The sequence below is a fragment of the Mesorhizobium sp. AA23 genome (genome assembly GCF_001672435.1).
In the GTDB taxonomy this organism is placed as follows: Bacteria; Pseudomonadota; Alphaproteobacteria; order Rhizobiales; family Rhizobiaceae; genus Mesorhizobium.
Genome location: NZ_LYTP01000013.1, coordinates 58213 through 84483, shown reverse-complemented (window position 1 = coordinate 84483; position 26271 = coordinate 58213). Strand labels below are relative to the sequence as shown.

Annotated in this window: 28 protein-coding genes and 1 pseudogene; 18 read left to right on the top strand and 11 right to left on the bottom strand. The window is 64.7% G+C overall.

Annotated elements, in window-relative coordinates; all coding sequences use genetic code 11:
- On the top strand, positions 1 to 305 hold a 305-nt coding region (locus tag A9K66_RS30765; RefSeq protein ID WP_197507476.1), incomplete at its 5' end, for a hypothetical protein.
- On the opposite strand, the gene A9K66_RS30290 is transcribed toward A9K66_RS30765, so the two are convergent.
- Both A9K66_RS30290 and A9K66_RS30285 read right to left on the bottom strand, forming a co-directional pair.
- Positions 302 to 451, bottom strand: coding sequence for a hypothetical protein (locus A9K66_RS30290; RefSeq protein WP_156751072.1), 150 nt, complete (start codon positions 449 to 451; stop codon positions 302 to 304). The genes A9K66_RS30765 and A9K66_RS30290 overlap by 4 nt on opposite strands.
- 98 nt (positions 452 to 549) lie before the next feature.
- Positions 550 to 708 carry a hypothetical protein gene (locus A9K66_RS30285; protein ID WP_156751071.1) on the bottom strand — a complete coding sequence of 53 codons (159 nt, stop codon included), beginning with the start codon at positions 706 to 708 and terminating at the stop codon, positions 550 to 552.
- A 152-nt stretch (positions 709 to 860) separates the two neighbouring features.
- On the opposite strand from A9K66_RS30285, the gene A9K66_RS15300 reads away from it, so the two are divergent.
- A complete protein-coding gene (locus A9K66_RS15300; RefSeq protein WP_067324886.1) occupies positions 861 to 1745 on the top strand; it encodes an RNA ligase family protein in 885 nt (294 codons plus the stop codon).
- A gap of 17 nt (positions 1746 to 1762) precedes the next feature.
- Here A9K66_RS15300 and A9K66_RS15295 read toward each other — a convergent pair whose 3' ends face one another.
- The gene (locus A9K66_RS15295) at positions 1763 to 1960 is read right to left on the bottom strand and encodes a hypothetical protein (protein WP_067324884.1); all 198 of its coding nucleotides are present in this window, start codon (positions 1958 to 1960) and stop codon (positions 1763 to 1765) included.
- Between the two features lie 195 nt (positions 1961 to 2155).
- On the opposite strand from A9K66_RS15295, the gene A9K66_RS15290 reads away from it, so the two are divergent.
- Entirely contained in the window at positions 2156 to 2407 is a 252-nt protein-coding gene (locus A9K66_RS15290; protein WP_067324882.1) for a hypothetical protein, read from the top strand.
- 8 nt (positions 2408 to 2415) lie between these two features.
- Here the strand turns inward: A9K66_RS15290 and A9K66_RS30280 are convergent, their stop codons facing one another.
- Both A9K66_RS30280 and A9K66_RS30760 read right to left on the bottom strand, forming a co-directional pair.
- Positions 2416 to 2616: a hypothetical protein gene (locus A9K66_RS30280; RefSeq protein ID WP_156751070.1), complete on the bottom strand. Its 201-nt coding sequence runs from the start codon at positions 2614 to 2616 to the stop codon at positions 2416 to 2418.
- 64 nt (positions 2617 to 2680) lie between these two features.
- The gene (locus A9K66_RS30760; protein ID WP_245307535.1) at positions 2681 to 2980 is read right to left on the bottom strand and encodes a helix-turn-helix transcriptional regulator; all 300 of its coding nucleotides are present in this window, start codon (positions 2978 to 2980) and stop codon (positions 2681 to 2683) included.
- Here A9K66_RS30760 and A9K66_RS15280 point away from each other — a divergent pair.
- The 3 genes and pseudogenes from A9K66_RS15280 to A9K66_RS15270 form a co-directional block, all read left to right on the top strand.
- A complete protein-coding gene (locus tag A9K66_RS15280; protein WP_067324878.1) occupies positions 2970 to 3632 on the top strand; it encodes a hypothetical protein in 663 nt (220 codons plus the stop codon). The genes A9K66_RS30760 and A9K66_RS15280 overlap by 11 nt on opposite strands.
- Positions 3629 to 4267 carry a hypothetical protein gene (locus A9K66_RS15275; protein WP_067324876.1) on the top strand — a complete coding sequence of 213 codons (639 nt, stop codon included), beginning with the start codon at positions 3629 to 3631 and terminating at the stop codon, positions 4265 to 4267. The genes A9K66_RS15280 and A9K66_RS15275 overlap by 4 nt, the downstream gene beginning before the upstream one ends.
- Before the next feature lie 450 nt (positions 4268 to 4717).
- Positions 4718 to 5272 (top strand): annotated as a pseudogene (locus A9K66_RS15270) (LysE family translocator); the annotation flags it as partial.
- 25 nt (positions 5273 to 5297) lie between these two features.
- Here A9K66_RS15270 and A9K66_RS15265 read toward each other — a convergent pair.
- Together A9K66_RS15265 and A9K66_RS15260 are read right to left on the bottom strand one after the other, a co-directional pair.
- A complete protein-coding gene (locus A9K66_RS15265; protein WP_245307533.1) occupies positions 5298 to 6179 on the bottom strand; it encodes a dienelactone hydrolase family protein in 882 nt (293 codons plus the stop codon).
- 55 nt (positions 6180 to 6234) lie between these two features.
- Entirely contained in the window at positions 6235 to 7059 is an 825-nt protein-coding gene (locus A9K66_RS15260; RefSeq protein ID WP_067324874.1) for a DUF2189 domain-containing protein, read from the bottom strand.
- Positions 7060 to 7227: 168 nt separating this feature from the next.
- Between A9K66_RS15260 and A9K66_RS15255 the strand changes: the two genes are divergently transcribed.
- Complete coding sequence (locus tag A9K66_RS15255; protein WP_067324910.1) at positions 7228 to 7734, top strand: CAP domain-containing protein; 507 nt, start codon at positions 7228 to 7230, stop codon at positions 7732 to 7734.
- A 325-nt stretch (positions 7735 to 8059) separates the two neighbouring features.
- On the opposite strand, the gene A9K66_RS15250 is transcribed toward A9K66_RS15255, so the two are convergent.
- From A9K66_RS15250 to A9K66_RS15240, 3 genes are all read right to left on the bottom strand, one after another.
- Positions 8060 to 9592 carry a DHA2 family efflux MFS transporter permease subunit gene (locus tag A9K66_RS15250; protein ID WP_067324872.1) on the bottom strand — a complete coding sequence of 511 codons (1533 nt, stop codon included), beginning with the start codon at positions 9590 to 9592 and terminating at the stop codon, positions 8060 to 8062.
- A gap of 296 nt (positions 9593 to 9888) precedes the next feature.
- Positions 9889 to 11073 (bottom strand): HlyD family secretion protein, encoded by a 1185-nt coding sequence (locus tag A9K66_RS15245; RefSeq protein WP_067324871.1) that lies wholly within the window; start codon positions 11071 to 11073, stop codon positions 9889 to 9891.
- Positions 11070 to 11549 (bottom strand): MarR family transcriptional regulator, encoded by a 480-nt coding sequence (locus tag A9K66_RS15240; protein WP_067324908.1) that lies wholly within the window; start codon positions 11547 to 11549, stop codon positions 11070 to 11072. The genes A9K66_RS15245 and A9K66_RS15240 overlap by 4 nt, the downstream gene beginning before the upstream one ends.
- Before the next feature lie 273 nt (positions 11550 to 11822).
- Here A9K66_RS15240 and A9K66_RS15235 point away from each other — a divergent pair, with 273 nt between their 5' ends.
- From A9K66_RS15235 to A9K66_RS15185, 11 genes are all read left to right on the top strand, one after another.
- Positions 11823 to 12431: a CDP-alcohol phosphatidyltransferase family protein gene (locus A9K66_RS15235; RefSeq protein ID WP_067324869.1), complete on the top strand. Its 609-nt coding sequence runs from the start codon at positions 11823 to 11825 to the stop codon at positions 12429 to 12431.
- 36 nt (positions 12432 to 12467) lie between these two features.
- A complete protein-coding gene (locus tag A9K66_RS15230) occupies positions 12468 to 14255 on the top strand; it encodes a bifunctional alpha/beta hydrolase/class I SAM-dependent methyltransferase (RefSeq protein ID WP_067324867.1) in 1788 nt (595 codons plus the stop codon).
- Between the two features lie 12 nt (positions 14256 to 14267).
- Complete coding sequence (locus tag A9K66_RS15225) at positions 14268 to 15599, top strand: phosphatase PAP2/dual specificity phosphatase family protein (RefSeq protein ID WP_067324865.1); 1332 nt, start codon at positions 14268 to 14270, stop codon at positions 15597 to 15599.
- Entirely contained in the window at positions 15596 to 16039 is a 444-nt protein-coding gene (locus A9K66_RS15220; protein ID WP_067324864.1) for a hypothetical protein, read from the top strand. The genes A9K66_RS15225 and A9K66_RS15220 overlap by 4 nt, the downstream gene beginning before the upstream one ends.
- The gene (locus A9K66_RS15215; protein WP_067324862.1) at positions 16036 to 16695 is read left to right on the top strand and encodes a lysophospholipid acyltransferase family protein; all 660 of its coding nucleotides are present in this window, start codon (positions 16036 to 16038) and stop codon (positions 16693 to 16695) included. The genes A9K66_RS15220 and A9K66_RS15215 overlap by 4 nt, the downstream gene beginning before the upstream one ends.
- Entirely contained in the window at positions 16695 to 17630 is a 936-nt protein-coding gene (locus A9K66_RS15210; protein WP_066996678.1) for a phosphatidate cytidylyltransferase, read from the top strand. Before A9K66_RS15215 ends, A9K66_RS15210 begins: the two co-directional genes overlap by 1 nt.
- Positions 17631 to 17848: 218 nt before the next feature.
- The gene (locus A9K66_RS15205; protein ID WP_067324860.1) at positions 17849 to 18985 is read left to right on the top strand and encodes an efflux RND transporter periplasmic adaptor subunit; all 1137 of its coding nucleotides are present in this window, start codon (positions 17849 to 17851) and stop codon (positions 18983 to 18985) included.
- 2 nt (positions 18986 to 18987) lie between these two features.
- Positions 18988 to 20568, top strand: coding sequence for an FAD-dependent monooxygenase (locus A9K66_RS15200; protein WP_197507475.1), 1581 nt, complete (start codon positions 18988 to 18990; stop codon positions 20566 to 20568).
- Between the two features lie 120 nt (positions 20569 to 20688).
- Positions 20689 to 23793, top strand: a complete 3105-nt coding sequence (locus A9K66_RS15195) for an efflux RND transporter permease subunit (protein WP_067324857.1) — start codon at positions 20689 to 20691, stop codon at positions 23791 to 23793.
- A gap of 78 nt (positions 23794 to 23871) precedes the next feature.
- On the top strand, positions 23872 to 24285 hold the full coding sequence (locus tag A9K66_RS15190) for a hypothetical protein (protein WP_067324856.1): 414 nt from the start codon (positions 23872 to 23874) through the stop codon (positions 24283 to 24285).
- Between the two features lie 30 nt (positions 24286 to 24315).
- Positions 24316 to 24648: a hypothetical protein gene (locus A9K66_RS15185; protein WP_066996527.1), complete on the top strand. Its 333-nt coding sequence runs from the start codon at positions 24316 to 24318 to the stop codon at positions 24646 to 24648.
- A gap of 113 nt (positions 24649 to 24761) precedes the next feature.
- Here A9K66_RS15185 and A9K66_RS15180 read toward each other — a convergent pair whose 3' ends face one another.
- Entirely contained in the window at positions 24762 to 26255 is a 1494-nt protein-coding gene (locus A9K66_RS15180) for a winged helix-turn-helix domain-containing protein (protein ID WP_067324854.1), read from the bottom strand.
- Positions 26256 to 26271 lie beyond the last annotated feature (16 nt).

The following is a 26271-nucleotide window of genomic DNA, read 5'->3' as shown; positions in this document are numbered from 1 at the left end:
CCTGCTTCTTCAGCAGCGGTCAATCATCGAAGGAGGTAAAATTTGACCTCGGGTCGGGCAAGATCATCACTGCATTTACCTGGCTGCAGGACACCGACAACTCGCATGGAACGTGGGTTCTCGAAGGTTCCAACGACGACTCCAGCTATACCGGCATCGGCAGCAGCTTCACGCTTGGTGGACTGTGCGTCGAGACGGTGACCTTCAGCAATTCAACGAGCTATAGGTACTACAAGCTGCGCCAGACATCCGGCACGACCAGTTCTACGCCTTGGCTGATGGAGATTGAGTTTAGGATCGCCTAGGCGCGTCGTCCGTACCACGGGCTGATTGGCTGCTCTTTGGTGAAGGCATTAGCCCTCGCCCGGTAATCGTGGATGATCGCGACGCCTAGCGCGCCGACGATGGCGCCGACCAGAAGCATGAACAGAAGTTCCCGGGTGTGGCTCATCGGCTGATGATGCCCGGGAACGGTAAAGTTTCTCCAAAGTCCGGGGAGCTAGATGTGCCAAGACACCCTGAAAGGCGCACGGCAGCCGATGGCAATTGTCAGCCCGCGACAGCGTGAACGATCGCGAAGCCAACCCCGATAGCAATGCCGGTAAAGAACTTGCCGGCAGCATCTAGGGCGATAGCGCGGGGCCTGGCCCAAACGTCGCTTTGGGGCTTCCTGAGGGCGATTGCAAGGTCATCGAAGATCGCGTCCATGGGTTGAATCCTAGATCGAAACCGCGAATCTGTGAATCCCCCTTTTGTTCTCCTCTCAAACCTCCATTAGCAATCTCTCATACAATTTGGCTAAAATACGAGGAACTCTAAGGCGTTCAACGGCTTGAGTCCCGGTTTCGGAGTTCGAGTGCATGAGTGAACATAGAGAGCGGCTGAAATTCATCCGGCCGCTTGAGCCTTTCCAGGTTGAAACGCCACCGATCAGCGACGACTGGCTGCACGAGATCAAATACGACGGCTTTCGAACCCAAATGATCCTCGATTGGGCCGGCGCCCGTGCCTTCTCCCGAAATGGGCACGATTGGTCACAGCGATACTGGCCCATTGTTCAGGCGGCCGAGAAGCTGCCAGCGAAGTCCTTCATCCTAGATGGCGAGATGATCGCGCCCGAGCCGGACGGCCGGCCGAACTTTCACCAGATGCATTCGCGGATGGTGTGGAATGCCGAACAACTCGCATTCGTCGCCTTTGACCTTCTCTACCTCGACGGCGAGCACATCCGTGTTCTCCCGCTGATCGAGCGCAAGGCGAGGCTCTGGAACCTGATCAAGCCGGCCACAGGCATCATCCAGTATTCCGACCATGTCGAGGGCAACGGCGCCGCCTTCTTCGAAGCCGTCGAGAAGATGGGCCTCGAAGGCATGGTCTCGAAGCGGCGCACCAGCAGCTATCGCAGCGGCAAGCAGGATTTCTGGGTCAAATGCAAATGTTGGGATGTCGGCGACTTCGAGCTTCTAGGCATCAGGCGCGAGCCGGGCAAACCCGCTGCGGCGATCATGGCGCGCGGTGGAAGATATGCCGGCACGGCGTTCATAACGCTGCCCCAGGGTATCAGAGAGCGATTGTGGAAGCGTGTCGAGGAGGCCAGGGCATCGAAGCCTTCCCAGCGTGTCCCCAGCGCGTTCGCCGATGATGTCGAATGGCTGAAGCCAGGCCTCACCGGCCGGGTAAGATTCCTTCGCGGCGAGCACACGCTTCGCCATGCGACACTGCTGGATTTCGAGGAGGGAACCTAAGGCAGCCCTTGAAGGCCCTAGGCGGACGCAAATTCCGACTTCACGCGGATGTGGCAGTTCGGAAACGACTCCTCGACTGCCTCACGTAGCGTCGAACCGTTGCGAATTGACAGGTTGTCAGTCGTGATCGGACCAGTCGAACCGTCCTGATAGACGACCTCAAAGTCAGTCATCATCTCGACTGCTTCCCGAAGCACTTCGCCGTACGGTCTCATCTGCTTTCTCCAGAAAGTGGCAGTCTATCACAAGGATCGGAACATTCCACCAGCCGGCAGGTTAGGTTTCACGGCGCGACTCGTTGCCGAGACCCGCGCCGTAGGGTCCACCCCCCGGAGCCCGCTCGTCCCCCCTCAAAGCGAGTGGGCTCTGCCTTTCTGGCGTTCTCTCATTTCGCTGCCTATATCGGCGACATGAGCGACTGGACACTCCAAGCGCTGATCGACGCGGGCATGTCCGTCACAGGCGGCTGCCTCGATTGCCATCGCCATCAGAAGCTCGATCTGCCGGCGCTACGCGACCGCTTTGGCGCCGATGCTCCGGCAATGGAGTGGGATCTTCGGCCGAAAATGAAATGCGCGGTGTGCGGCGGCAAGCGTATCACGCTGACCTATTCCCCAGACACCAGCCCGAAGGATCTCAACCGTAAGACGGCTGGTTCGTGATCTGGCCCTTAGTTCGCAGATCCCCGTGCCCGGTCTCGAAGCTCTTGCCACGATATAGGCTGGCCATCTTCGGAAATAGTGACGCGCTCGTCGCTTTTCATCAGCGCATCAACGGCGATCCACGCATCGCGGGCCGATTCTTTTTCGACCATTTGTGGCTGAACACCGGCAATCCGGTTCAAAGGCTCATAGGTGATTTTGAAGGACACGCCCTTTCTCCTCAGTTCCGACCGCGCCCGGCGGGGCGGGATCACTCAAAACGAAAGGCTGCCTTCATTGCTTCCTGAGCCTCACGCCAGCGCCGCCGCCGTTCTCGGGGATGAACTCCACGCCGGCCGATTCGAGGGCGGTGCGGATCGCCTCGATTGCCTCTGGCGACCCGGCAAACTTACCAGTCTCGAAATTGGAAATGGTGTTTCGGTGAACGCCAGCAGCCTTTGAGAGATCAGCCAGAGACCAGTTCAGGGCCGCCCTGGCCATTCTCACTTGTGCAGACTTCACAACTGAATTTCCTTGTGCTAATTTCACAAGTGTAAATATCACAACTGACTGGAGAAATCCAATGCCGAACACCCATGTTCCGGCAGCCGGCGAAGCTATGCCCGCTGCCATCATCACCGGACGCTTTTCCCGCCGCGCCATGCTCGTCGGCGCAGTAGCCTCTATTCCGGCCATAGCGGGCGCTGTAGCGGCGCCAGCCGTGCATCCCGATGCCTTACTCTTCCGGCTCGACGCGGAAATGGCAGAAGCCAACGCGTGGAAGGAAGCGGCCTGCAAGCTTGAAAAGGAGACTTACGACAGGTGCGCCGAACTGCATCCGCCTCATCCTGGGGAATGGAAGGACAATTCGGAAATGCCAGACGACGTACTGGCCTATATCATCGCCCATCCCTTTAACCGGCCGAAGGACGATCCTCCGGAAGTCCGCGCATACTTCGACGCGATCAAGGAGAGCAAGGCGGCCCATAACGCTTTGCGGGATGCCTGGCTCGAAGAGGTTCAGGCCATAAACCGCCGGGGCGGCTTCTGCGATGCAGAACGGGCCTACGAAGCGCGCCTCGACGAGGTATGGGAGATCGGCAAGCGAATCTTCGACACACCGGCCAACATCCTGGCCGGCATGATGATCAAGCTGCGCGCGGGCGATCGGTTGGAAGACCATGACGATGCGTTCGCCTCGGTAGCAGACGACATCAGGCGGATGGTGGAAGGCGGTGCAGCATGAACGCCCTCATCACAAGCCTGCAGCCCTTCGGTATTCCGGATGGCCTAGATCCTCGCGAATGGCGGATTGCCGTTCAGCAGCGGGTGGACGAGTTGCTGGACCAGTCCATGGCGCTGATCACCGCGCTCGACATCATGGAGGCCGACAGGGAAGACCTGGAAGACGGCGCCGACGCCGAGCCGTGGCTGGGCTGGACCGATCGCGGGCCGCAAGCCAGCAGCAACATGTTCATGGATGGACGTGGTAGCGCCTACGAAGATCGAGAGGCCGAGGACGAGCACGGCGGCGACATCAACGACGAGCCGCAGGCCGATGGTAGCGACGACGAGCACTCGCTCGGCTGGACGGAAGTCGCCTCGCAAACCGGCAACCTGGGCTGCTACGGCAGCGAAGGGGATCTAGAGGAAGACATTCAGGACATGCCTCACGATGACGACGAGCGGGAGCCGACAGGTGAAGACGATCCCATCACCTACGGTGACGGCTCCGGCCGCGCCATCGCTGAAAAGCTGCTTAAGAAGGCGCGGGCGCCCGCCGCGCCGGAGAGGCTGAAATTGCACCCGTCGTCGGTCCCGCCGCTCGATCCCGACGCAATGGACCTCCGGGCGCATTACTGGGCGGCGAAGGGGTTCTGAGCTTCTTCCACCTTGGAAGAAGCCTTAGCAATCGCGAATGTGTGATGACGCTCGAACCGGATTCCGGGCTAGAGTGCGCATCGCACTCACTTTCTCTAACTGGTCCGGTGGCTTCGGCTTCCGGACCTTTTCTTTGCCATCTATGCGGCGGCGCCGTTTTCGGCTGTCGGGATGGCAACCTCACGTTTGTGGCGCTCAACCGGATCCCAGGATACAGTTGAAATACGTCACACCTGAGCTTTCTTTGGGGCTCTCTCTTGGCCCGGCGGCCTTCTTCGGCTTCCGGGCCATTTTCATGTCGCATTCCATGTTGCATGGAGTTGCCGCAAGCGGTTTGTAATCGTTGGAAATCAACGAGATTGGCTCGCAACACGGTGCAACATGAAAACAGGGCAGATTCTCACCTACCCTATTGAAATCTCTATACTTTCCTGAAAATTGAAAGCGAGATATCTGATCTCCCGCTCGCTGTCGCAAGGGCCGAGGGCCGGGCTGATCTCGCTGGGCGGCGTGGCGCTGGGCTTCCTGTTCTATGTGGTGTCCGCGGCCTTTGGCATCACCGCGCTCATCTTCGCCGTGCCTTATGCCTATGACGCGCTGCGCTTTGCCGGCGCGCTTTATTTGCTGTGGCTCGCCTGGCAGGCGCTAAGGCCCGGCGGCCGCTCGCCATTCCAGGTGCGCGAGCTGCCGAAGGACAGGCCGCGCAAGCTGTTCGTCATGGGGCTGATGACCAACCTGCTCAATCCGAAGGTGGCGGTGCTCTATCTGTCGCTCTTGCCGCAGTTCATCAACCCGGCCACGGGCCATGTGCTGTCGCAGCTTCTGGTACTCGGCGTGACGCAGATCTCGATCAGCCTGACCGTCAACGCCATGATCGCGGTGACGGCGGGCTCGATCGCCACCTTCCTCGCCGGACGGCCGTTCTGGCTGGTCGTCCAGCGCTGGATGATGGGCACGGTGCTGACGGCGCTGGCTTTGAAGATGGCGACCGAGGCGCAGCGCTGAGATCGGATGATCAGGGCCATGGCTGTTATCCGATGAAGGCCTGCTTCAAAAACGTGTGGACGTCGCTTGCCGATTTTTCGGCCGCAGCTGCGTTGTACTCCACCCGGTGGCCGTACTGCTCGGTGCCCGTCTTGAATGACGGGGAGGCAAAGGCGTGGCGAGCGCCCTTGAAGACATCAAGCTGCACGGCGCTGCCCTTGCCGCTGCGCTCCGCCATCATTTCCCGGCAATTTTTGGCAGGGGTCCAATCGTCGAGCTCGCCGATCAGGATCAAGGTCGGCACCGCCACGTCGCCATTCGTAGCCGAACAATTCGGATAGTAAGCGACAGCCGCCTTGAACTTGCGATCCATCAGCCGCTCGGCGCCGCCAAGTTGCACGGCCTCGAGCGTTGCGATCCCACCGGCGGAGAACCCCATCAACGCTGTGCGCTGCGGGTCGACGAAACTCAATTTGGACAGGAACTCCAAGGCGCCGTAGGCGTCATAAACGCGATCAGCAAACAGGCTGCCATCAGCGAGCAGGCCGTGATCACACGTCTCGCGAATACCGCGCGTGCTGAAGCTGTCGACAACGAGTACGACGTAACCCCAGGAAGACAGCCGCTGCGACCAGGTTTTCTCTACAGTTGGGAATAGGCCCGAACATCCATGGAGAACGACGACCGCCGGGAACGGCCCCTCACCCGGCGGTCGCGTCAGATACCCATTCAATGGCGTGCCAGGAATGGCCTGGAGCGCTCGCCCGTTTTGTTGCGCAATGCGCTGCTGAAACGGCGTCGGCTTCACGGCCGCGCTTTCAAAGTGCACCAACTCGTCAGCGTTGGCACGCATAGTATCAATGCAGCCGACAGCCCAAAGCCCGGCCACGAATGCCGCCCCCTTGAGCGACCTCAAGAACATCTTCATGAACCAGGCTCGGCAAACCGCTTCGGGCCGTCTGCTTTGTTCGAGCCGGCGCGGCCTACATCGGCCGGCGGATGGGCCGGATATCCTGCGGCTCCACCACCTTGCGATAGAGATGCCAGGTCGCGTGGCCGAGGACCGGCATGACGACGGCCAGGCCGGCAAACAGCGGGATCGAGCCGATCACCAGCAGCACCGCGACCGTCAGGCCCCAGAGCGCCATCTGCAGCGGGTTGACTATTACGGCGCGCGCCGAAGTCTCGATCGCCGAGACGGCGCCGACATCGCGGTCGAGCAGCAGCGGGAAGGCAATCACGGTGGTGGCGAGCACCACGATCGCGAAGACGAGGCCGGCAGCGTTGCCGAGCATGATCAGCGTCCAGCCCTTGCCGGTCGTCAGCACGTCGCGCAGGAAGGTTCCGACGGAGGCCGGCGGCTCCGCGCCGAACAGGCTGCTGTAGATCGACTGCGCGGTGAACAGCCACAGAAGGAAGAGCGCGAAAAGCAGGACGCCGATCGCCGCGATCGAGGGCAGCGCCGGCGAACGGCGCACGTCGAGCGCGTGGTGCCAGCGGCTGCTCATGCCGAGCTCGCGCCGGCGGCTGATCTCGTAGAGGCCGATCGCCGCAAAGGGCCCGATCAATGCAAAGCCCGACATCAGCGGATAGACGAGCTGGATTGCACTCGAGCCGGAGGTCCACCGCGTCAGGATAAGGCCGACGACCGGATAGATCAGGCACAGGAACACGTAGTGCGAAGGCTTGGCCCAGAAATCCTCGGCGCCGAGCCTTAGCGCGTCCCATAGATCCGACGTGGTGATGTGGCGCACCGTGGGCTGCACATGCAGCCCTTGCGCGTCCGCCATGACATGAAAACCAGCCATAACCGTCCTCCGTATCGCTCGGGGGGCGGTCACCGCCTGGGTGGCCCGCCCGTGGCTGCCACTTCTAGAACGCCGGGATGATAACCGATCTCCCGGACGATGTCGCCGCATAACGCGATTTTCATCGGCTGCCCGGCAAAAGCCACGATCGCCGGTATCAGAGGCCGGATGACCAGCCTGACCACCGATTCCCCCCATCTCGACAGACGCACATTGCTCAAGACCGTCGGCCTTGCGGCGCTCGGCGGCATTGCCGCCTGCAACAGCGTCCAGCTGCCGACCGGCGAAGCCGCCGTCGTGTCGTCCTCCGCCACAGGCACGTTGAGGACAATCCGCACATCGGCCGGACTGCCGGCGCTCATCCCGGACACGCAGCTCGAACAGGCGGCGCTGCAGCAGGCCGGCTATATGGCGTCGCGCGCCCGTATGAGCCACACGACCGGCTGGGGCAAGGATTTCGCCTCGCGCATGAAGGGCAACGGCGTGCGCGGCGCCGCGGGCGAAAACATCGCCGAGGGACGTTTCGACCTGCAAAAGCTGTTCGACATCTGGATGCATTCGGACGGCCACCGGCGCAACATGCTCGACCCGGACTTCAGCCGCTTCGGGTTGGCTTACGTGCGCGACGGCCGCGATCCCAGCCTGCGCTACTGGGCACTGGTGCTGGGCCGTTAAACTGAAGCGCCGCCTTCGGAAAAGCCCGCGTGCTCTTTGCATCCAGGGACACTGATCCGCAGGCCGGACGTTACCCCGGCGGCTATCCATTCTGACCAGCCGGCGCGCGTCGCCGGGCGATCGTTGGCGTGGCCTCAGAGCGGCTTCACCAGGAGCGGAACGCTCCTCTGCGGACCGCAATGCATGTAGCGATTGCACACTCAGCGACAACCAGTTGCGTTCGCCGCCGCCCGCTTAGCGGTCAATTCGGCGGACATAACCGAGCTGCATTTATGGCCGCAATGTCAGCGTGATTGGGACTGGCACGGAGACCGCCACCAAAACATCAATCCATATGAGCGGCCGGCGCGCCGCCCGCGGGCGCGGCCTTCGGCTTGCGCAGCAGGATGACGAACGGGACGGCAAGCAGCGTCATCACCATCAGGAGTTTGAAGTCGTTGATGTAGGAGATCATCATCGCCTGGACGTTGACCAGCCTGTCGACTTGCGAAAGCGCCATGGGATCACCGCTCGCCGCCGCGGGCGAGGTTGCCCACAGGTTGGGGTTGTAGGGGTTGATGAACGCCCCGAGCTCGCTGTGGTTGACCTGCGTGTTCTGCACCATCAGCGCCGCAACCACCGAGACGCCGATCGATGAGCCGAGATTGCGCACAAGGCTGAACAGCGAGGTGGCGTCGGTGCGGTAGCGCGCGTCGAGCGTGGCGAAGGCCACCGCCGAGAGCGGCACGAACACCATGCCCATGCCGAGGCCCTGGATGACGCCCGAAGAGATGATCAGCCAGTTGTCCATCTGCGGCGTGAAGCTCGCCATGGTGTAAAGCGACTGCGCGGTGAGCAGGAAGCCGATCGCGACCAGAATACGCGCGTCGATCCTGTGCATGATGCGGCCGACGAACAGCATCGAAATCATCGTGCCGATACCGCGCGGGCCGAGCACGACACCGATGGTGACGGTCGGGTAGCCGAAGATGTTGGCAAGCATCGGCGGCAGCAGCGACATCGAAGCCAGGATCAGCACGCCCATGACGAAGATGAAACCGAGCCCGGTCACGAAATTGCGGTCGAGGAAGATTTTCGGATCGATGAAGGGACGTTCGGACGTCACCGTGTGGATGATGAACACCCAGAAGCCGGTGATCGACAGCGCAAGCTCGATCCAGATCTCTGTCGAGGAGAACCAGTCGACCTCGCCGCCGCGGTCGAGCATCAGCTGCAGCGCGCCGACGCCGAGCGAGATCATGGCGAAGCCGAAGAAATCGAAGCTGCGCACGCGCTTGGCGACGACAGGCAGGTAGGCGGCCATGCCGATGAAGGCGAGGATGCCGACCGGCAGGTTGATGAAGAACACCCAGCGCCAGTTGAAATTCTCGGTCAGCCAGCCGCCGAGCGTCGGGCCGAGGATCGGCCCCAGCATGATGCCGGCGCCCCAGATGGCCATGGCCTGGCCATGGCGTTCGCGGGGATTGATATCGAGCAGGAAGGTCTGCGACAGCGGCACGATCGCCGCGCCGAACACACCCTGCAGCAGGCGGAAGAGCACCATCGTCTCGAGGCTCCACGCCATGCCGCAAAGCATGGAGAAGATGGTGAAGCCGACGACGGACGCCAGGAACAGCTCCTTGCGGCCGAGGCGGTCGGCGAGCCAGCCGGTGACCGGCGTCATGATGGCGGCGGCGACGATATAGGAGGTCAGCACCCAGTTGATGTTGTCGGGCGAGGCGCCGAGGTCGCCGGTCATGGTCGGCAGCGCGACATTGGCGATCGTGGTGTCGAGCGCCTGCATGACCGTCGCCAGCATCAGCGCGACCGTGATCAGGCCGCGGTGCGGTACTTCCTTGAAGGGTTCGGGCGTGCTCATGGTGCTGAACTTCCAGCAGGTAATAAAAACGGGTACATTGGGTTTCCGGGCGGCGAGGCCTTCCTTTGAGACCCTCGTCGCGGTGGGACGCGAGGACCGATGTGGGGGTTACATCGACCGGAAGTCTCTGTTGGAGCGGATGCCTGCCGCCCGGAAACCTGAGGACCGACAGGTCGGTGTCGAAAGCTTCAACTTCGATCAAAGCCGCGACGCGGCTCGCCTCAAACGCTTGGCTTTCCCTCCAACCCTTCAGACCATTCCCTTGCGGAGGCTCATGCCTCGGGCTTCACTTTGCTTTATTGCGCGTGCTCGCCGGCCGTGGCGTGACCGAAGATCGACGGCAGGCCGCGCGCGACGCCGGTATCGACGGTGACCGTCGCGCTCATGCCGGTGCGCAGCGCCATCTTGGCGTCGGGGTCGGTCAGTTCCAGGCGCACGGGAATGCGCTGGGTGACCTTGACCCAGTTGCCGGTGGCGTTCTGGGCGGGCAGCAGCGAGAACTCGGCGCCGGTGCCGGCGCCGATCGCCTTGACGGTCGCCTCGAAGGTCCGGCCCGGATAGGTGTCGACCACGATCTCGGCCTTCTGGCCCGGCTTCATATGGGTCAGCTGGGTTTCCTTGAAATTGGCGTCGATCCAGGTGTCATCCGTCTCGACCAGCGCGAACAGCGGCGTGCCGACGGAGACATACTGGCCGACCTTGAAGGACGAGGCCTGGTAGACGATGCCATCGGACGGCGCCTTCACCGTGGTCTGCGAGAGGTTGTAGGCGGCCTTGTCGCGCGCGGCGAGCGCCGACATCACACTCGGATGCTTGTCGGTCTCGATGTCGGGGTTGCCGCCAAGCGCCGCCTTGGCGCTGATGATGCCCTGCTCGGCGACCGCAAGCTGCTGCTTGGCCTTGTCGAGGTCGTTGCGGGCCTCGTCCAGCGACGACTTGGCATTGATGCCTTTCTCAGCGAGATCGGCGGCGCGGTCATATTGCGACTGCGCATAGTCGACCTCGCTCTTGGCCGACTTCTGCTGCGCCATCGCCTGGCTGTAGGCGGCGCGCAGTTGCTCGACATTGAGCCGCGCGGCGGCGACAGCCGCGTCGGCCTGGGCCAGCGCGATCTTGTAAGGCTCGGGGTCGATGACGAAGAGAAGGTCGCCCGCGTTGACCGTCTGGTTGTCGGCAATGCCGACCTGGACGATGCGGCCGGCCGTATCCGAGGCAATCGAAATCCTGGCCTGCTGCAGGTTGGCGTTCTCGGTCTCCTGGTAGCGACCGCCGGTGACCCAGACATAGGCGCCGCCGGCGAGCAGCGCCAGCGGCAGGGCGACCATCAAAAGGAAGCGGCCGGTGCGGCGCTTCTTCCTCGGTGCTGCCGGTGCGGGCTGCGGCTCCGCTGCCGCGGAGACCGGCGCAGCCTCCGGCTTCGCCGGCGCCTCGATCTCGAGCTTGGTGACGTTGTCGTCTGCTTTCTTGGCTGCCGCGTTCATGCTGCCCGCCCTTCCGTATTCTTGATCTTTTCGAGGGACGACGTCTCGCCGTCGGTCAAATTCTGCACGATGGTGTCGAGCACCCGGATCAGGATGCGACGGTCCTCCAGCGATACGCCGGTGAGCGATTCCTCATAGACCTCGCCGGCGAGGCTTTTGACATCGGCGTAGGCCGCGTTGGCCTTTTCGGTCGGGAAGATCATGCGCACACGCCGGTCGGCCGCATCGGCGCGACGCTCGATCCAGCCGCCCTCCTCCATCCGGTCGCAGAGGCGAGAAACGCTGATCGGCTCGATCTCGAGCAGCTCGGCGAGCCGCGCCTGCGCGACACCGGCCTCCTTGGCGACGCGGACGAGAAGCCGCCACTGCGCCGAGGAAAGGCCCAACCCGCTGGCGCGCGCCTCGAAGCGCTTGCGCATGAGGCGCTGCACGTCGTGGATCAAAAATCCCAATCTGTCGATGCCGTCTGAAACCATGAGCGGCATATATAATAAGCGTGCTTACTATTCAAGTGGCATGCGTTGTTCCAGAAGCCGGCAACCGCATGCGGCCATGCCAGGGCTGCATGGTCGAAGCTCGCCAAGGCGGGCATGAGAGCGCCACAGAGCGCCGGTTCCGGCGTCGTCTTCAGGCGATGGGTGCATGGCAGGGTGCCAACTGTCTGGGATTCACAGTGTTTTAGCAGCTGTGCTGGTGCCGTTCGGCATGTTTGTGATACATCTGGCGGCGAGGATCGGGGGATCATCGCAATGCCGACGCTCTATGCGCTGAAGCCGGCTTTCCAGGACAGGCTGCGGCCGCTGGTCAACAGGCTGGCGGCGATGGGTGTGATGGCCAACGGCATAACGGTCGCGGCTGCGCTGCTGTCCATCGCAGCTGGATCGGCGATCGCGATCCTCCCCGATTGGAGCCCGCTGCTCTTCCTCATCCCCCTGGGGCTTTTCCTGCGCATGGCGCTCAACGCCATTGACGGCATGCTGGCGCGGGAACATGGCCAGGCCTCGACGCTCGGCATGTACCTCAACGAGATCTGCGATGTCGTCTCCGACCTTGCGCTGATCCTGCCGTTTGCCGCCCTCCCCCAATTCGGCGCCTGGGGCGTCGTCGCCTTTGCCATCGCCGCGGCGCTCACCGAGTTCGCCGGCGTGCTCGGCATCGCCGCCGGGATCGGGCGAAACTATGCCGGGCCGTTCGGAAAGAGCGACAGGGCGCTGGCGCTCGGCGTGGTCGCCGTGCTCGCCGCGGCCGGGCTCTGGCCGGAGGCAATCGCGCCGTTTGTGTTTCCGGCCATGGCTACGCTTTCGCTGCTGACCGCCATAAACCGGATACGCGCCGGTCTTATTGGCAGCACCGGCTGAGCACCGAGACTCGCCATGCCGCCCGGGGGAACCACCATGCTTCACGAACAGGTCGCCAGCGCGCCGGCGCAAAGCCTTGCGCGGCAGGCGCAGGAACGCACCTTCCGCAGCCATGACGGCACGCAGATCTTTTACCGCTACTGGCCGGCGATGCAGGCCACGGCCAAGGGCGCGGTCGTGCTCTTCCATCGCGGACACGAGCATGGCGGCCGCATGGCGCATCTCGTCGACGAACTCAGCCTGCCCGACTACGCCTTCTATGCCTGGGATGCGCGCGGCAACGGCCGCTCCGCCGGCGAGCGCGGCTATGCTCCGTCTTTCGCCGCGCTGGTGCGCGATATCGACTGTTTCATTCGCGAGATCGCCGCCAGGGACGGCTTTGCCGCGCAGGACATCGCGTTGATCGCGCAGTCCTTCGGCGCGGTGCTGGCGGCCGCGTGGGTGCACGACTATGCGCCCAAGCTGCGCGCCATGGTGCTCGCCTCGCCCGCCTTCTCGGTGAAACTCTATGTCCCTTTCGCCAAGGAAGGCATCGCGCTGTGGCAGAAGATCAAGGGGCGCTTCTTCGTCAATTCCTACGTCAAGGCGAACCTTCTCACTCATGACCCTGTGCGCATTGCTTCCTTCGAAAACGACAAGCTGATCACAAGGCCGATCGCCTCGAACATCCTGGTCGAGCTCTATCAGCACGCGGCGCGCATCGTTGCCGATGCGCGCGCCATCACCGTGCCGACGCAGCTTCTTCTGTCGGGCAGCGACTGGGTGGTGCGGCACGCGCCGCAGCACGAGTTCTTCGTCAATCTCGGCAGCCGCGCGAAGGAGCGCCACGTGCTGCCGGGCTTCTTCCACGATACGCTGGGCGAGCGCGACCGCGCCAAGGCGCTCGACCTGATCCGGCCGTTCCTCGAAGCGCAGTTCGCGGCACCCGCGGAAGCTGTAGACCTGAAGCAGGCGGACATCGCCGGCTACACGCGCGACGAGGCCGACCGCCTCGCCTCGCCGCTCGATCTGCTTTCGCCCAGGGGCCTCTACTGGGCGACGAGCCGCGCCTTCATCCGCATCGGCAGTTGGTTCTCGCAAGGCATGAAGGTCGGCGTTACCACCGGCTTCGATTCCGGTTCGACGCTCGACTATGTCTATGAGAACGAGCCGCGCGGCCTGGGGCCGATCGGCCGCATGGTCGACCGGACCTTCCTCGACGCCATCGGCTGGCGCGGCATCCGCCAGCGCAAGCTTCACATCGAAGAGCTGATCGGCTCGGCGCTGGCAATGCTGAAGGCCACTGGGCGGCACACCAACATCGTGGACATTGCATCTGGTCACGGCCGCTACGTCCTCGATGCGATCGACATGAGCCGGGAGCAACCGACCAGCGTTCGGCTGCGCGACTATTCCGACCTCAATGTCGAGCTCGGCCGCAAGCTGATCGCCGAGCGGCAATTGCCGGCCAGCGTGTCGTTCCAGCGCGCCGACGCCTTCGACGGCGATGGGCTCGCCGCGCTCGATCCGGCGCCGGACCTCGCCATCGTCTCCGGCCTTTACGAGCTCTTCTCCGACAATGCGCTGATTGCGCGCTCGCTCGGCGGCCTTGCCCGCGCCATGCAGCCGGGCAGCCTGCTCGTTTACACCAACCAGCCCTGGCACCCGCAGCTCGAAATGATCGCGCGCAGCCTGACCTCGCATCGCGGCGGCCAGGCCTGGGTGATGCGGCGGCGCACGCAAGGCGAGATGGATCAGCTGGTCGAGGCGGCAGGCTTCGAGAAGCTCGACCAGCGCATCGACCAATGGGGCATCTTCACCGTCTCGCTGGCAAGGCGGCTTTAGGACCACCGCCGCATGCCTTCCAGTGCCGAGCCCCCGCCACTTTCACCCAGCGCCGAGCCCTATGGGCGTGTCGTCCTGCGCGCAGCGCTGTGGCTCGCTTTCCTCGCGCCTTTCTTCTATTCGACCTACGGCTTCGCCAATTGGCTCGCCTCGACGCGCGACCATGTCGGCAGCATCGTGTTCTCCTGGGAACACCATGTTCCGTTCGTCGCCTGGACCATCGTGCCCTACTGGTCGATCAACCTGTTCTACGGACTGTCGCTCCTGCTCAACGACAGCCGCCAGGGCGTCGACCGGCTGGCCGGCCGATACCTCACCGCGCAGATCGTCGCCGTCGCCTGCTTCATCCTGTTTCCGCTGACCGCCACATTCGTGCGGCCGGAAACGAGCGGCCTGCCGGGTTTCCTGTTTGCGGTCCTCGGCGGCTTCGACAAGCCGTTCAACCAGGCGCCGTCGCTGCATATCGCGCTGTTGGTGATCATCTGGGATCATTGGCGCCAGCGCCTCGCCGGTCCTTTGCTGGGGCTCTGGCACGGCTGGTGCTTTCTGATCGGCGCCTCGGTGCTGACCACCTGGCAGCATCATTTCATCGACATCCCGACCGGCGCGCTGCTCGGCTTCTTTGCCCTGTGGCTCTTTCCGGCACGGGGCGAGCTGCCGTTCGCCGGTTTCCGCCCGGCTGCCGACGGCAGGGCATGGCGGCTTGCGCTATGCTACGCGCTGGGCGCCGCTCTGGCGCTAACGGGCGCTGTGGTCGGCGCCTTCTTCTCCGCCCTCGCCTTGTTGCTTCTATGGCCTTCGCTGGCGCTGGCCATCGTCGCCTTGGCCTATGCCGGGGCCGGCGCGAAAGTGTTCCAGAAGGCGGCGGATGGCCGTGTGTCGCTGGCGAGCCGCATCCTGCTTTGGCCTTATCGTCTAGGCGCCAGGGTCAATGTCTGGACCTGGACGCGCAAGCTGCCGCCGGTCGTGCCGGTCAGCGACGGCATCTTCCTTGGGCGGTTCCCGAACGCCGCCGAGGCTGACGGCTTCGGCACGGTGATCGATCTCGCCGCCGAGCTTGAGCGGCCGCGCGACGCGCCGGGCCGCTGGCAAAGCTTCGGCGTGCTCGATCTGCTGCCGCCGCCGGCGGACACGCTCGACCAAGCGGTGGCGGCGATCGAGCCGGCGCGCCGGCAAGGCACGGTGCTGGTCTGCTGCGCGCTCGGCTTCCAGCGCAGCGCCACCGTCATCGCCGGATGGCTCGTCGCGACCGGCCGCTCGCAAACGCCGTCCCACGCGCGCAAGCAGCTCGCCGCGTCCGGACGACCAGTGCATCTTCAGATCGGACTGGACGAGCCGGCATGACGGACGAAGCCTATCAGCAGCGGACAGCCGCCTTTGCCGCGATGCTGATCAAGCACGCCGCATGGCCGGCCGCGATCGTGCTCGTCTGCGACGGCTTCGCGCCTTTGGTGGCTTCGGCGCGCGGCGCGCTCCAGGCGCCGATCGCGGTGCTGGCGCTGCTGGTCGCCGCGGTAAGCGCCGTCGTGGTGCTTGGGTTTTCGGCGCTTCTCGCCTTCGACGCGCTGTTGTTCCGGCTGATGGCGAGCCATGACAATGAGCGTTCGGGATGCGCCGCGGTCGACGACGTGCTGGCGCGCATGCGGCTCAAGCCTGTCTCCTCGTCTCCGCGCCCGCTCGAGGACCGCATCGCCGGAACGCGCCGCCTGCTTGCCCGGCAGCGCATCGCCTTCGCGATCTTCGTCATCGCGTTCCTGACAGCCGGATTCTGGATGCCGGGATGAACAAGCTGTCGCTCCGGACCTTCACGCTGCTGCAGACGGCGACTTCGGTCGGCCTGTCGGCGCTGGCCCGGGCGGTGACCGGCGTGCGTCCGATCTGGAGCGGCTGCCAGCCATCGGACCGGCAGCGCATCTATTTCGCCAACCACACCAGCCATGGCGATTTCATCCTTTTGTCGGCCTGCCTCAGCGAAAGAGAACGCGCCACCACACATGCGATCGCCGCCGCCGAATATTGGCGAAAGTCGCGGCTGCGCCGCTTCATCGCCGAGGACATGCTGTCCTCCGTGCTGATCAGCCGGCAATGGACGAGCCCGGAAGAGAACCCGATCTCCGTCATGCTTTCCGTCCTCGACCGGGGTCATTCGTTGATCATCTTCCCGGAAGGCACGCGCAACATGAGCGACGAGCTGCTGCCGTTCCGCTCCGGGCTCTACAATCTGTCGATGGCGCGGCCGGAAGTGGAGCTGATCCCGTGCTGGATCGAGAACATGTCGCGCGTGTTGCCCAAGGGCCAGTTCCTGCCGGTGCCGCTGCTTTGCCGCGTGGTCTTCGGCGCGCCGGTGGCGGTAGCGCCGGGCGAGGAACGCCGCGCCTTCCTAGAACGCGCCCGGGCCGAACTTCTGGCGCTCAATCCCCGACCTGATCGAGACGAATGATGCGCCACGAAATCAGCATCCTGATCATCGGCCTTTTCGTGGTGCTGACCACCGCCAGCGCCACCGCCGCCGTGCTGTCGGCGCGCGCGCCGAAGCCGCTCAGCGCGACGCTCACCAACCTCACCCAGCGCATCAATGCCTGGTGGGTGATGGTGGCGCTGATGACGGTCGCCTTCTTCTTCGGCCGCTACGGCATGACTATCCTGTTCGCGCTGATCTCGTTCGCGGCGCTGCGCGAGTTCGTGACCTTGACGCACAGCCGCCGCAGCGACCATTGGGTTCTGCTCGGCATGTTCGGCATCGTCATTCCGTTCCAGTACTGGCTGGTGTGGACGGCCTGGTACGGGCTGTTCGTGATCTTCATCCCGGTCTACTGCTTCCTGCTGATGCCGGCGATCACGGCGCTGCACGGCGATACCGAGCGCTTCCTGGAGCGCGTGTCGGCGCAGCAATGGGCTATCATGATCGCGGTCTATTGCGTCAGCCACGTCCCTGCTCTGCTGACGCTGAACGTGCCCGGCTTCGAGGGCCGCAACCTGCTGCTCGTCGCCTTCCTGATCATCGTCGTGCAGGGCAGCGACGTGCTGCAGTACATCTTCGGCAAGCTGTTCGGAAAGCACCGCTTCTCGCCAAAGGTCTCGCCGTCGAAGACCTGGGAGGGGCTGATCGGCGGGCTCGTCGCCTCGAGCCTGCTCGGCGCGCTGCTCGCCTTCATCACGCCCTTCTCGCCATTGCAGGCCTCGGCCGTCGCCTTCGTCGCCTGCACGATGGGGTTCCTCGGCGGGTTGGTCGCTTCCGCCATCAAGCGCGACCAGGGCGTGAAGGATTGGGGGCATCTGATCGAGGGCCATGGCGGCATGCTCGACCGCACCGACAGCCTGGTCTTCGCCGCGCCGATCTTCTTCCACCTGGTGCGCTATTTCTGGACGGTTTGAGCGTCGGCATCGGCGTCTCCCTGCGCAATTCCAAGGCCGCCTCACCCAAACATCGGAAAATTTTCAGAAACCGTTCGGGATTTCCGGAGCCGGAAGCGCCAAAAAGATCGGGCTGGCGAAAAGACAGGCCGCAAAGCCCGATCTCCCTCTCCAGCCAACTGATTTCCCGGTCGCCGCATCCTCCCCCGCGCGGCCGCAACCTTGGTCATGGAGACAACATGATTGCACTTTTTCATAACAGGCCGCTGCGGCGCCGCCTTGTCGCCGGATCGATCGCCGTTCTTGCCTGCGGCGGCGCCATGGTCTGGCACGGCGCCAGAAGCGAGGCCTCGAACGTGAAGCCCGCCGCAGCCGAGACAAAGCTTGTCAAGGCCATCGCGGCCGTCCCGATGCTCAGCGCGGATACCCGTATCGCCATCGGCGAGATACGGCCGAGGCTCGAAAGCGACCTCAGCTTCCGCGTATCGGGCAAGCTGCTCGAACGCGTCGCCGAGATCGGTTCGACGGTGAAGAAAGGCGAGGTGCTGGCCCGCATCGAAGACCAGGACTATCGCAACCGGCTCGCCAGCGCCGAGGCCGATGTCGCGGCGGCACAGGCCGTGCTTGTCGAAGCAAAAGCTGCGGAGGCCCGGATCGGTGCGCTGCTCGGCAAGGGTTTTACCACCCGAGCCAATTATGACGCGACACTGAAGAATCTGCGTTCGGCGCAGGCCAAGCTCAAGTCGGCGAACATCGCCTTCGAGATGGCCAAGGACCAACTCGGCTATACCGAGCTGCATGCGGAATTCGACGGCATCGTCACCGCCACCGGTGCCGAAGCCGGCCAGTCCGTCAATGTCGGACAGATGGTGGTGCGGGTTGCCGATCCGGAGAGCCGCGACGCGGTGTTCTCGATCGCCGAAGCTGTCTTCGCCAACGCGCCCGATACGAAGCACCCGCCAAAAGTGACTGTCTCGCTGCTCAGCAATCCGGCGATCACCGCGGTCGGCAGCATCCGCGAGATCGCGCCTATGGCCGACGCCGCGACCCGCACCTTCCAGGTAAAGGTCTCGATCGAGAATGCGCCCAACGAGATGCGCTTCGGCGCAAGTGTTTCCGGCCGCGCCGAGATGGGCGGCGCGCCGGTCATGGTGCTGCCGGGCAGCGCGCTGTTCGACAAGGACGGCAAGCCGGCCGTGTGGGTCGTGTCCGCCTCGTCGGCGGTGGAGCTCAAGCCGGTCACGGTTGCCCGCTACGAGACCGACCGTGTCGTGGTCAGCGGCGGCCTCGCCAAGGGCGATCTGGTCGTCACCGCCGGCGTGAACCGGCTGCGGGAACGCGAAAAAGTGCGTATCGTTGAAGGAGAGGAAAAATGACCATGTCCAAGACAAAGGTCCTGATCGCCGGCGCCGGCCCGACCGGGCTGACGCTCGCTCTCTGGCTGACCAGGCTCGGGGTCCCGGTCCGCATCTTCGACAAGGCCACCGGTCCGGGCGAAACCTCGCGCGCGCTCGCCGTCCAGGCGCGCACGCTGGAGTTCCATCGCCAGATCGGCATCGTCGAGGACATCCTTGCCGAGGGCATCCGGCTGGAACGGCTTACGTTACATACGCCGGCCGGCGTCGCAGCGCGGCTGCCGCTTTCCGATTTCGGCCGCGGCATCAGCCCCTACTCCTTCGCCTTCGCGCTGCCGCAGGATATCCATGAACGCGTGCTGATCACGCATCTGGAACGCGCCGGCGTCGAGGTCGAGCGCGGTACGGAGCTCGTTGCTTTCCAGGACAAGGGTGACGCGGTCATCGCGACTCTTTCGCGGAACGGCAAGACGGAGACCGTCAGCGCAGCCTATCTCGCCGGCTGCGACGGCGCCCGCAGCACGGTACGCCATGGGCTGAACATCGGTTTCCCGGGCGGTACCTACGAGCAGGCCTTCTACGTCGCCGACGTGAAGGGCACGGGCAACGTCACCCGCAATGGCATGGACACGACCATCAGCACCTATGGCTTCGCTATCGTGATGCCCGTCCGGCAGTCGGGCTCGCTGCGCCTCATTGGCATCGTGCCGAAGGCGCATGAGGCCGACGAGACGATCAGCTTCGAGGCGATCCGCGCCGATGTCGAGCGCGACACCGGCGTCACGGTCGAGGAGGTCAACTGGTTCTCGACGTATCGCGTCCATCATCGCGTCGCCGAGCGCTTCCGCGCCGGCCGCGTGTTCCTCGTCGGCGATGCCGGACACATCCATAGCCCGGCCGGCGGCCAGGGCATGAACACCGGCATGGGCGATGCTGTGAACCTCGCCTGGAAGCTAGGCGCCGTGGTGCAGGGCCGAGCCGATCCTCGCCTGCTCGACAGCTACGAGCCGGAGCGCATCGCCTTTGCCCACAAGCTGATCGAAAGCACCGACAAGGTGTTCCGCTTCATCACCAACCGCTCGCGGCTGGTCGGCCTGTTCCGGCGTTACGTGATGCCGAAGGTCATGAACATCGGGCTCCACACATCGTTCGGGTCGCGCGCATTCTTCGGCGTGATCTCGCAGACGGCGATCGAGTACCGCGCCGGGCCGATCAGCTCGGGCATGGCGGGCAGGGTCAGCGGCGGCGACCGCCTGCCCTATGTCGCCGGCAACGTCATGGGCGCGGGCGGCGACAATTTCGAGCCGCTGCGGTCGCTCGACTGGCAGGTCCATGTCTATGGCGAGGTCAATTGCGATTTCCGGGCGATGCTCGCACCGACAGGAATTGCAGTGCATGGCTTCGCCTGGACAGACGCAGCCGGGAGGGCCGGCCTGCAGCGCGACGCAGCCTATCTGGTGAGGCCGGACGGCCATGTCGCGCTCGCCTCGCCGGTCCAGGAGGCAGCCGCCTTCCAGCGCTATCTCGCGGGCCTCGCCATCAGGCCGAGAACCGCCGAGCGCGCGCCTTACCGTGTGCCGGGCACCATGCACAGCCTGGCCTGAATTGCTATGGCGCGCCCGCCAAGCGGCGGGCGCTGACCGAACCCAAACCGTCATTTGTTTTGGCCAGCCGGCAGGCGCCGGCGGAGCGCGCTTGCGCGCGCCCTGAAAAGGAACCGCATCATGACCAGCTTCAATCTTTCCGAGTGGGCGCTGCGGCACCGCAGCTTCATCGTCTACCTGATGATCGCGGCCGCACTTGCCGGCCTCTACGCCTATGGCGGTCTCGGCCGCGAGGAGGACCCGCCCTTCACCATCAAGACCATGGTGGTGAAGACGATGTGGCCGGGCGCCAGCACCAGCGACACGGTGGAGCAGATCACCGATCGCATCGAGAAGAAGCTCGAAGAGCTGCCGGACCTCGACTACGTCAAGAGCTACACCAAGCCCGGCGAATCCGTCGTCTTCGTCAACCTCAAGGACACGGTGGCCGCCGACCAGGTGCAGCCGCTCTGGTACCAGGTGCGCAAGAAGCTCGACGACATCAAGCCGACGCTGCCGTCCGGCGTGCAGGGCCCGTTCTACAATGACGAGTTCGGCGACACCTATTCGCTCATCTACGCGCTCACCTCCGACAGCCTCAGCCATCGCGAGTTGAAGGATCTCGGCACCAGCCTGCGCGCCGGGCTGCTGACGGTGAAGGACGTCGCCAAGGTCGACCTCATCGGCCAGCAGGACGAGAAGATCTATCTCGAATTCTCGACGCAGAAGGTGGCGGCGCTCGGCCTCGATGTCGGCACGCTGTCGCAGGCGCTGCAGGCGCAGAACGCGCTGACGCCGAGCGGCACGGTCGATGCCGGTCCCGAGCGCATCGCCATCCGCGTCTCCGGCAGCTTCACCTCCGAGGAAAGCCTCAAGGAGATCAACTTCTACGCCAACGGCCATTACTTCCGGCTGGGCGACGTCGCCGAGGTCAAGCGCGCCTATTCCGACCCGCCGCAGCCGATGTTCCGCTTCAACGGCAAGCCTGCGGTCGGCATCGCCATCTCGATGACTTCGGGCGGCGACGCGCTGGCGCTGGGCGAGACCGTCAAGGAGAAGATGCATGAGATGCAGGCCGAGCTGCCGCTCGGCGCCGAGCTCGGCCTGGTCGCCGACCAGTCGCATGTGGTGGAAGAATCCGTCGGCGAGTTCACCAAGAGCCTCGGCGAGGCGATCGCCATCGTGCTCGCCGTCTCGCTGCTGGCGCTCGGCTGGCGTCCCGGCGTCGTCGTGGCGGTCGCCATCCCGCTGGTGCTGGCGATCACCTTCGTCACCATGGAGTATTTCGGCATCTCGCTGCAGCGCATCTCGCTCGGCGCGCTGATCATCGCGCTCGGCCTGCTGGTCGACGATGCCATGATCGCGGTCGAGATGATGATCTCGCGCATGGAGGAAGGCTACGACAAGATCTCGGCCGCCACTTATGCATATACCTCCACCGCCTTCCCGATGCTCACCGGCACGCTGGTGACGATCGCCGGCTTCGTGCCGGTCGGCTTCGCCAAGAGCGGCGCCGGGGAATACTGCTTCTCGCTGTTCGCTGTCGTGGCGATCGCGCTCGTCGTCTCCTGGGTGGTCGCGGTGCTGTTCACGCCGCTCACCGGCGTCTTCCTGCTGCCCGATCGCATCAAGGGGCATGGCGGCAGCCATCAGCCCTCGCGCGTCGGCCGCGGTTTCCAGGCGCTGCTCGAGATGGCGATGCGGGCGAAGTGGCTGGTGCTGTCGGCGACGGCCGGACTGTTCGCGCTCTCCGTCGTGGCGATGGGCTTCGTCGGCCAGGAGTTCTTCCCGAAGTCCGACCGGCCCGAGGTCATGCTCGACCTCACCTTGCCGCGCACCGCTTCGATCAAGTCGACGGACGCCGTGGTCGAGCGCGTCGAGAAGCTGCTCGCCGCCGATCCTGATATCGACCACTGGAGCTTCTATGTCGGCCAGGGCGCGGTGCGCTTCTACCTGCCGCTCGACGCGCAGCTCGCCAACGACTTCTTCGCCCAGGCGGTGGTCGTGACCAAGGGCCACGCCGTGCGCCAGGCGGTGATCGACCGGCTGGAGAAGCAGCTGTCGACCGGCTTCGACGACGTCATGGCCCGCGTCACGCCGCTGGAGCTCGGCCCGCCGGTCGGCTGGCCGCTGAAGTTCCGCGTCAGCGGTCCGGATCCGGACAAGACGCGGAGCCTCGCGCAGCAGTTCGCGCAGGTGCTGGGCAGCGACGCCTCGGTGCGCAACATCAACTACGACTGGAACGAGCCGGCCAAGGTCATCAAGGTCGATGTCGACCAGGACCGGGCGCGCGCGCTGGGCATCTCCTCGCAGCAGCTGTCGGAGACGATCAACGCGGTGCTCTCCGGCTCGAAGATCACGCAGATGCGCGACGACATCTACCTCGTCGACATCGTTGCCCGCGCGGTGGAAACCGAACGCGCCAGCATCGACACGCTGCGCGGCCTGACGATCAGCGCGTCCGGCGGACGGCGGGTGCCGCTGGAACAGGTGGCGAAGCTCACCTACCAGACCGAGCCGCCGCTGATCTGGCGCCGCGGCCGGCTGCCGACCGTGACCGTGCAGGCCGATGTCGCGCCCGGCGAAAATGCCACGCTGGTCACGCGGCGGCTGGAGAGCGCCATCGCCGCGTTCAAGGCGGAACTGCCGGCGCGCTACAGCGTCGAACAGGGCGGCGTGATCGAGGACAGCGCCAAGGCGCAGGCCAGCATCTTCGTGGTGTTCCCGCTGATGCTGTTCATCATGGCCACCGTGCTGATGGTGCAGCTGATGAGCTTCCAGCGCCTGGTGCTGGTGCTGCTCACCGCTCCGCTTGCGATCATCGGCGTCGCCGGCGCGCTGCTCCTCTCGGGGGCGCCGATGGGCTTCGTCGCGATCCTCGGCGTGATGTCGCTGATCGGCATGGTGATCCGCAACTCGGTGATCCTGATCGCGCAGATCGACCAGCACATCGCCGCCGGCGAGGAACCATGGGCCGCGGTGATCAGCGCCACCACGCATCGGTTGCGGCCGATCCTGCTGACGGCGGCGGCCGCCATCCTCGGCATGATCCCGATCGCGCCGACGGTGTTCTGGGGGCCGATGGCCTATGCGGTGATGGGCGGCCTCTTGGTCGCGACCGTGCTGACGCTGGTCTTCCTGCCGACGCTCTACGTCACCTGGTTCGGGATCAAGGCGCCGGCTGAGAGCACCCCCGCGGCAGAACCGACCGCGGCCGCAGCCGAGCCCCGGCCGCTGGTGGCCTGAGCGTTGCCTCCTCCCAGCAGCCACGGCGGCCAACGCCGCCGTGGCGACCTTTATCACCCAAAACGGAAAGGAACGATCATGACACCCTTCTTTGGAAATCTTCTCGTTCGCGTGAATGCCGGCTTCCTGGTCCTTGCTTCCGCAGGCGGGCTCGCCACCGACATTGCCGGCTCGTTCTTCGGGCGCGGGGCTGAAGCCGTGCTGCTCAACAACGCACCCGGCACCGGCATCGGCTTCATCGAGGCGCACGGGCTGGCCCTGATCATCGGCGTGACGCTCTGGCGCATCGCCTACTCCCGCAACTGGCACGCCGTGCTGGCTGCCGTGCATGTGCTGCTCGGAACGGCCAACCTTCTGTTCTGGCAGTTCTTCATCGCCGCCGACGTGCTTGTCGTCGGCTACGTAACAACCGCGGCGCACTGGCTGTTCGTGGTTGCTCACCTGGCGGCGCTGACGGGTTCGACCCGGCTGGCCGCTTCATCCTCCCACTAGAACTGAACACCAACCTCAGGAGAAACGAAAATGCCTGTGAAATCTTTCAGGAAAATGCGCTCGGCCGCTGCGTTGCTCGCCATCGGCCTCGCCGCCGTCGAGATTGTCGGCATGGCCGTGCCGGCCCTGTCGCTGGTCGGTACCGCCGAAGCCCGCATCGGGGCGCCCTGGACACCGCACAGCGCCGCGGGCGTCGCTCGGCGCGCCACGACATGGCGTGTGCTGAGGCACACCACCGCCTGGGTCGCCACGCTGCCGGCAGGCTGCGTTCGCACCAAGGTCAACGGCTTCGACGTCTGGCGCTGCGGCCGGACCTACTACCGGCCCTATCAAGGCCGCTACATCGTGGTCGTCGTCGATTGAGGCGGCTCGGGCACAGCCCAAAGCGCGTCGCGCTGAAACGGATTCGGGCGACGCGCTTTAAGTTTTTGTTTTGATATCCCAGAACCGCTGCACACTTCCGGGGCGACATGCATTTAGCCGAGGGCAAGCCTGACGCCTTCGCAGAGATGCTCGGCATCGGCCGGATTTTCGAACGGCACGCCGTGCAGCGCATAGTCGAGCGGCGAGAAGGACGGGCCGTCCTCGATGAGGGCGATCTGCCGCCGCGCCTTTTCCCTGTCGCCCATCTGGGCATAGCAGGCGGCCAGCCTCGTCCTGATCCAGGGCGCCGGCCGCGTCGCGAGCTCCAGCGCTTCCGCCGCCTGCCGATATTCGCCCATCATGTAGAGCGCCAGGGCGCGGTCGAACTGGTACCAGTGCGGATGCAGCGGATCGATGCGAATGCCGCGCGCCAGCCAGGTCAGCGCTTCGAGCGGCCGGCCGCGCATGGTGAGCAGCATGCCCATCTGCTCGATGCTGTCGGCGTCGTACGGGTTGAGCTGCAAGGCGATGCGCATGTGATGCTCGGCCGCCTCGTGATCGCGCATATAGAGGCGGATCAGCGACTGCACGCGGTGGCCGGTCGGCTGGTCGGGCGACAGGGCCAGCCCTTTGTCGGCAAGGTCGCGCGCATTTTCCAGGACAGCATCGCTGGCGCGCCCGAACTCGCCGTCCAGGGAGCGCGCCAAAGCGAGATAAGAATAGGCAAGCCCGTAATTCGGATCTTTTGCGATCGCCGCCTCGAACAAGGCCTCGGCGCCGCGCTGGTCGGTCTGAGCGGGATCGCGCAGCAGCGCGAAGCCGCGCAGCAGGAGCTCGTACGCGGCAAGGCTGGTCACCGGCTTGCGCGAGGCCTGCTCGAGGCCGGCGTTGGTGACCCGCGTGACCAGGCGGCTGACGATCTGCTCGACGATGTCGCGCTCGATCGCGAACAGGCCGGCGCCCTGTGACTGGTAGCGGTCGCCCCAGAGCTGGCTGGCGCTCGCGATGTCGACGAGGCTGACGGCCACTACGACATGCTCGCCCTGGCGGCGCAGCGAGCCCTCCACCAGATAATCGGCGCCGATGCGAGCGCGGATCTGCGGCCACTCCGCGCGGCCGAAAGAGGCGAAGGAAAAACTTGAATTGCGCGCCAGCACCGTCACGGTGCCAAAGCGCGCCACGCCGTTGATGAGATCCTCGGCAAAGCCGTCGACCATCGCCTCGTCGGCCGGATCGCCGCTCTCGTTGCGGAAGCGCACCACCGCCACGATCGGCTGGCTGCTGATCTCGGGCGCCGCTTCGGCTTCCGCGGCAAGCATATAGCCGCGCTTGGAGACGGTGCGCACCATGTCCTCGCCCAGCACCTTGCGGATCTCGCGCACCGACTGGGTGAGCGAATCCTCGGTGACATAGACGCCGGGCCAGACGACATCCATCAGCTCCGACTTCGGCACGACGCGGCCCATATTGCGGGCGAGATGCGAAAGCAGCGCGTAGGCTTTCGGCCGCAGGAACAGCGGCTCGTTGATGCCGCGCAGCGTTCCCTTGGCGAGGTCGAGCGTGAACCCGCCAAATCGGAACACCTGATCGGCCGTCGCCGTCGTCATCGGGACACCCCTTCGC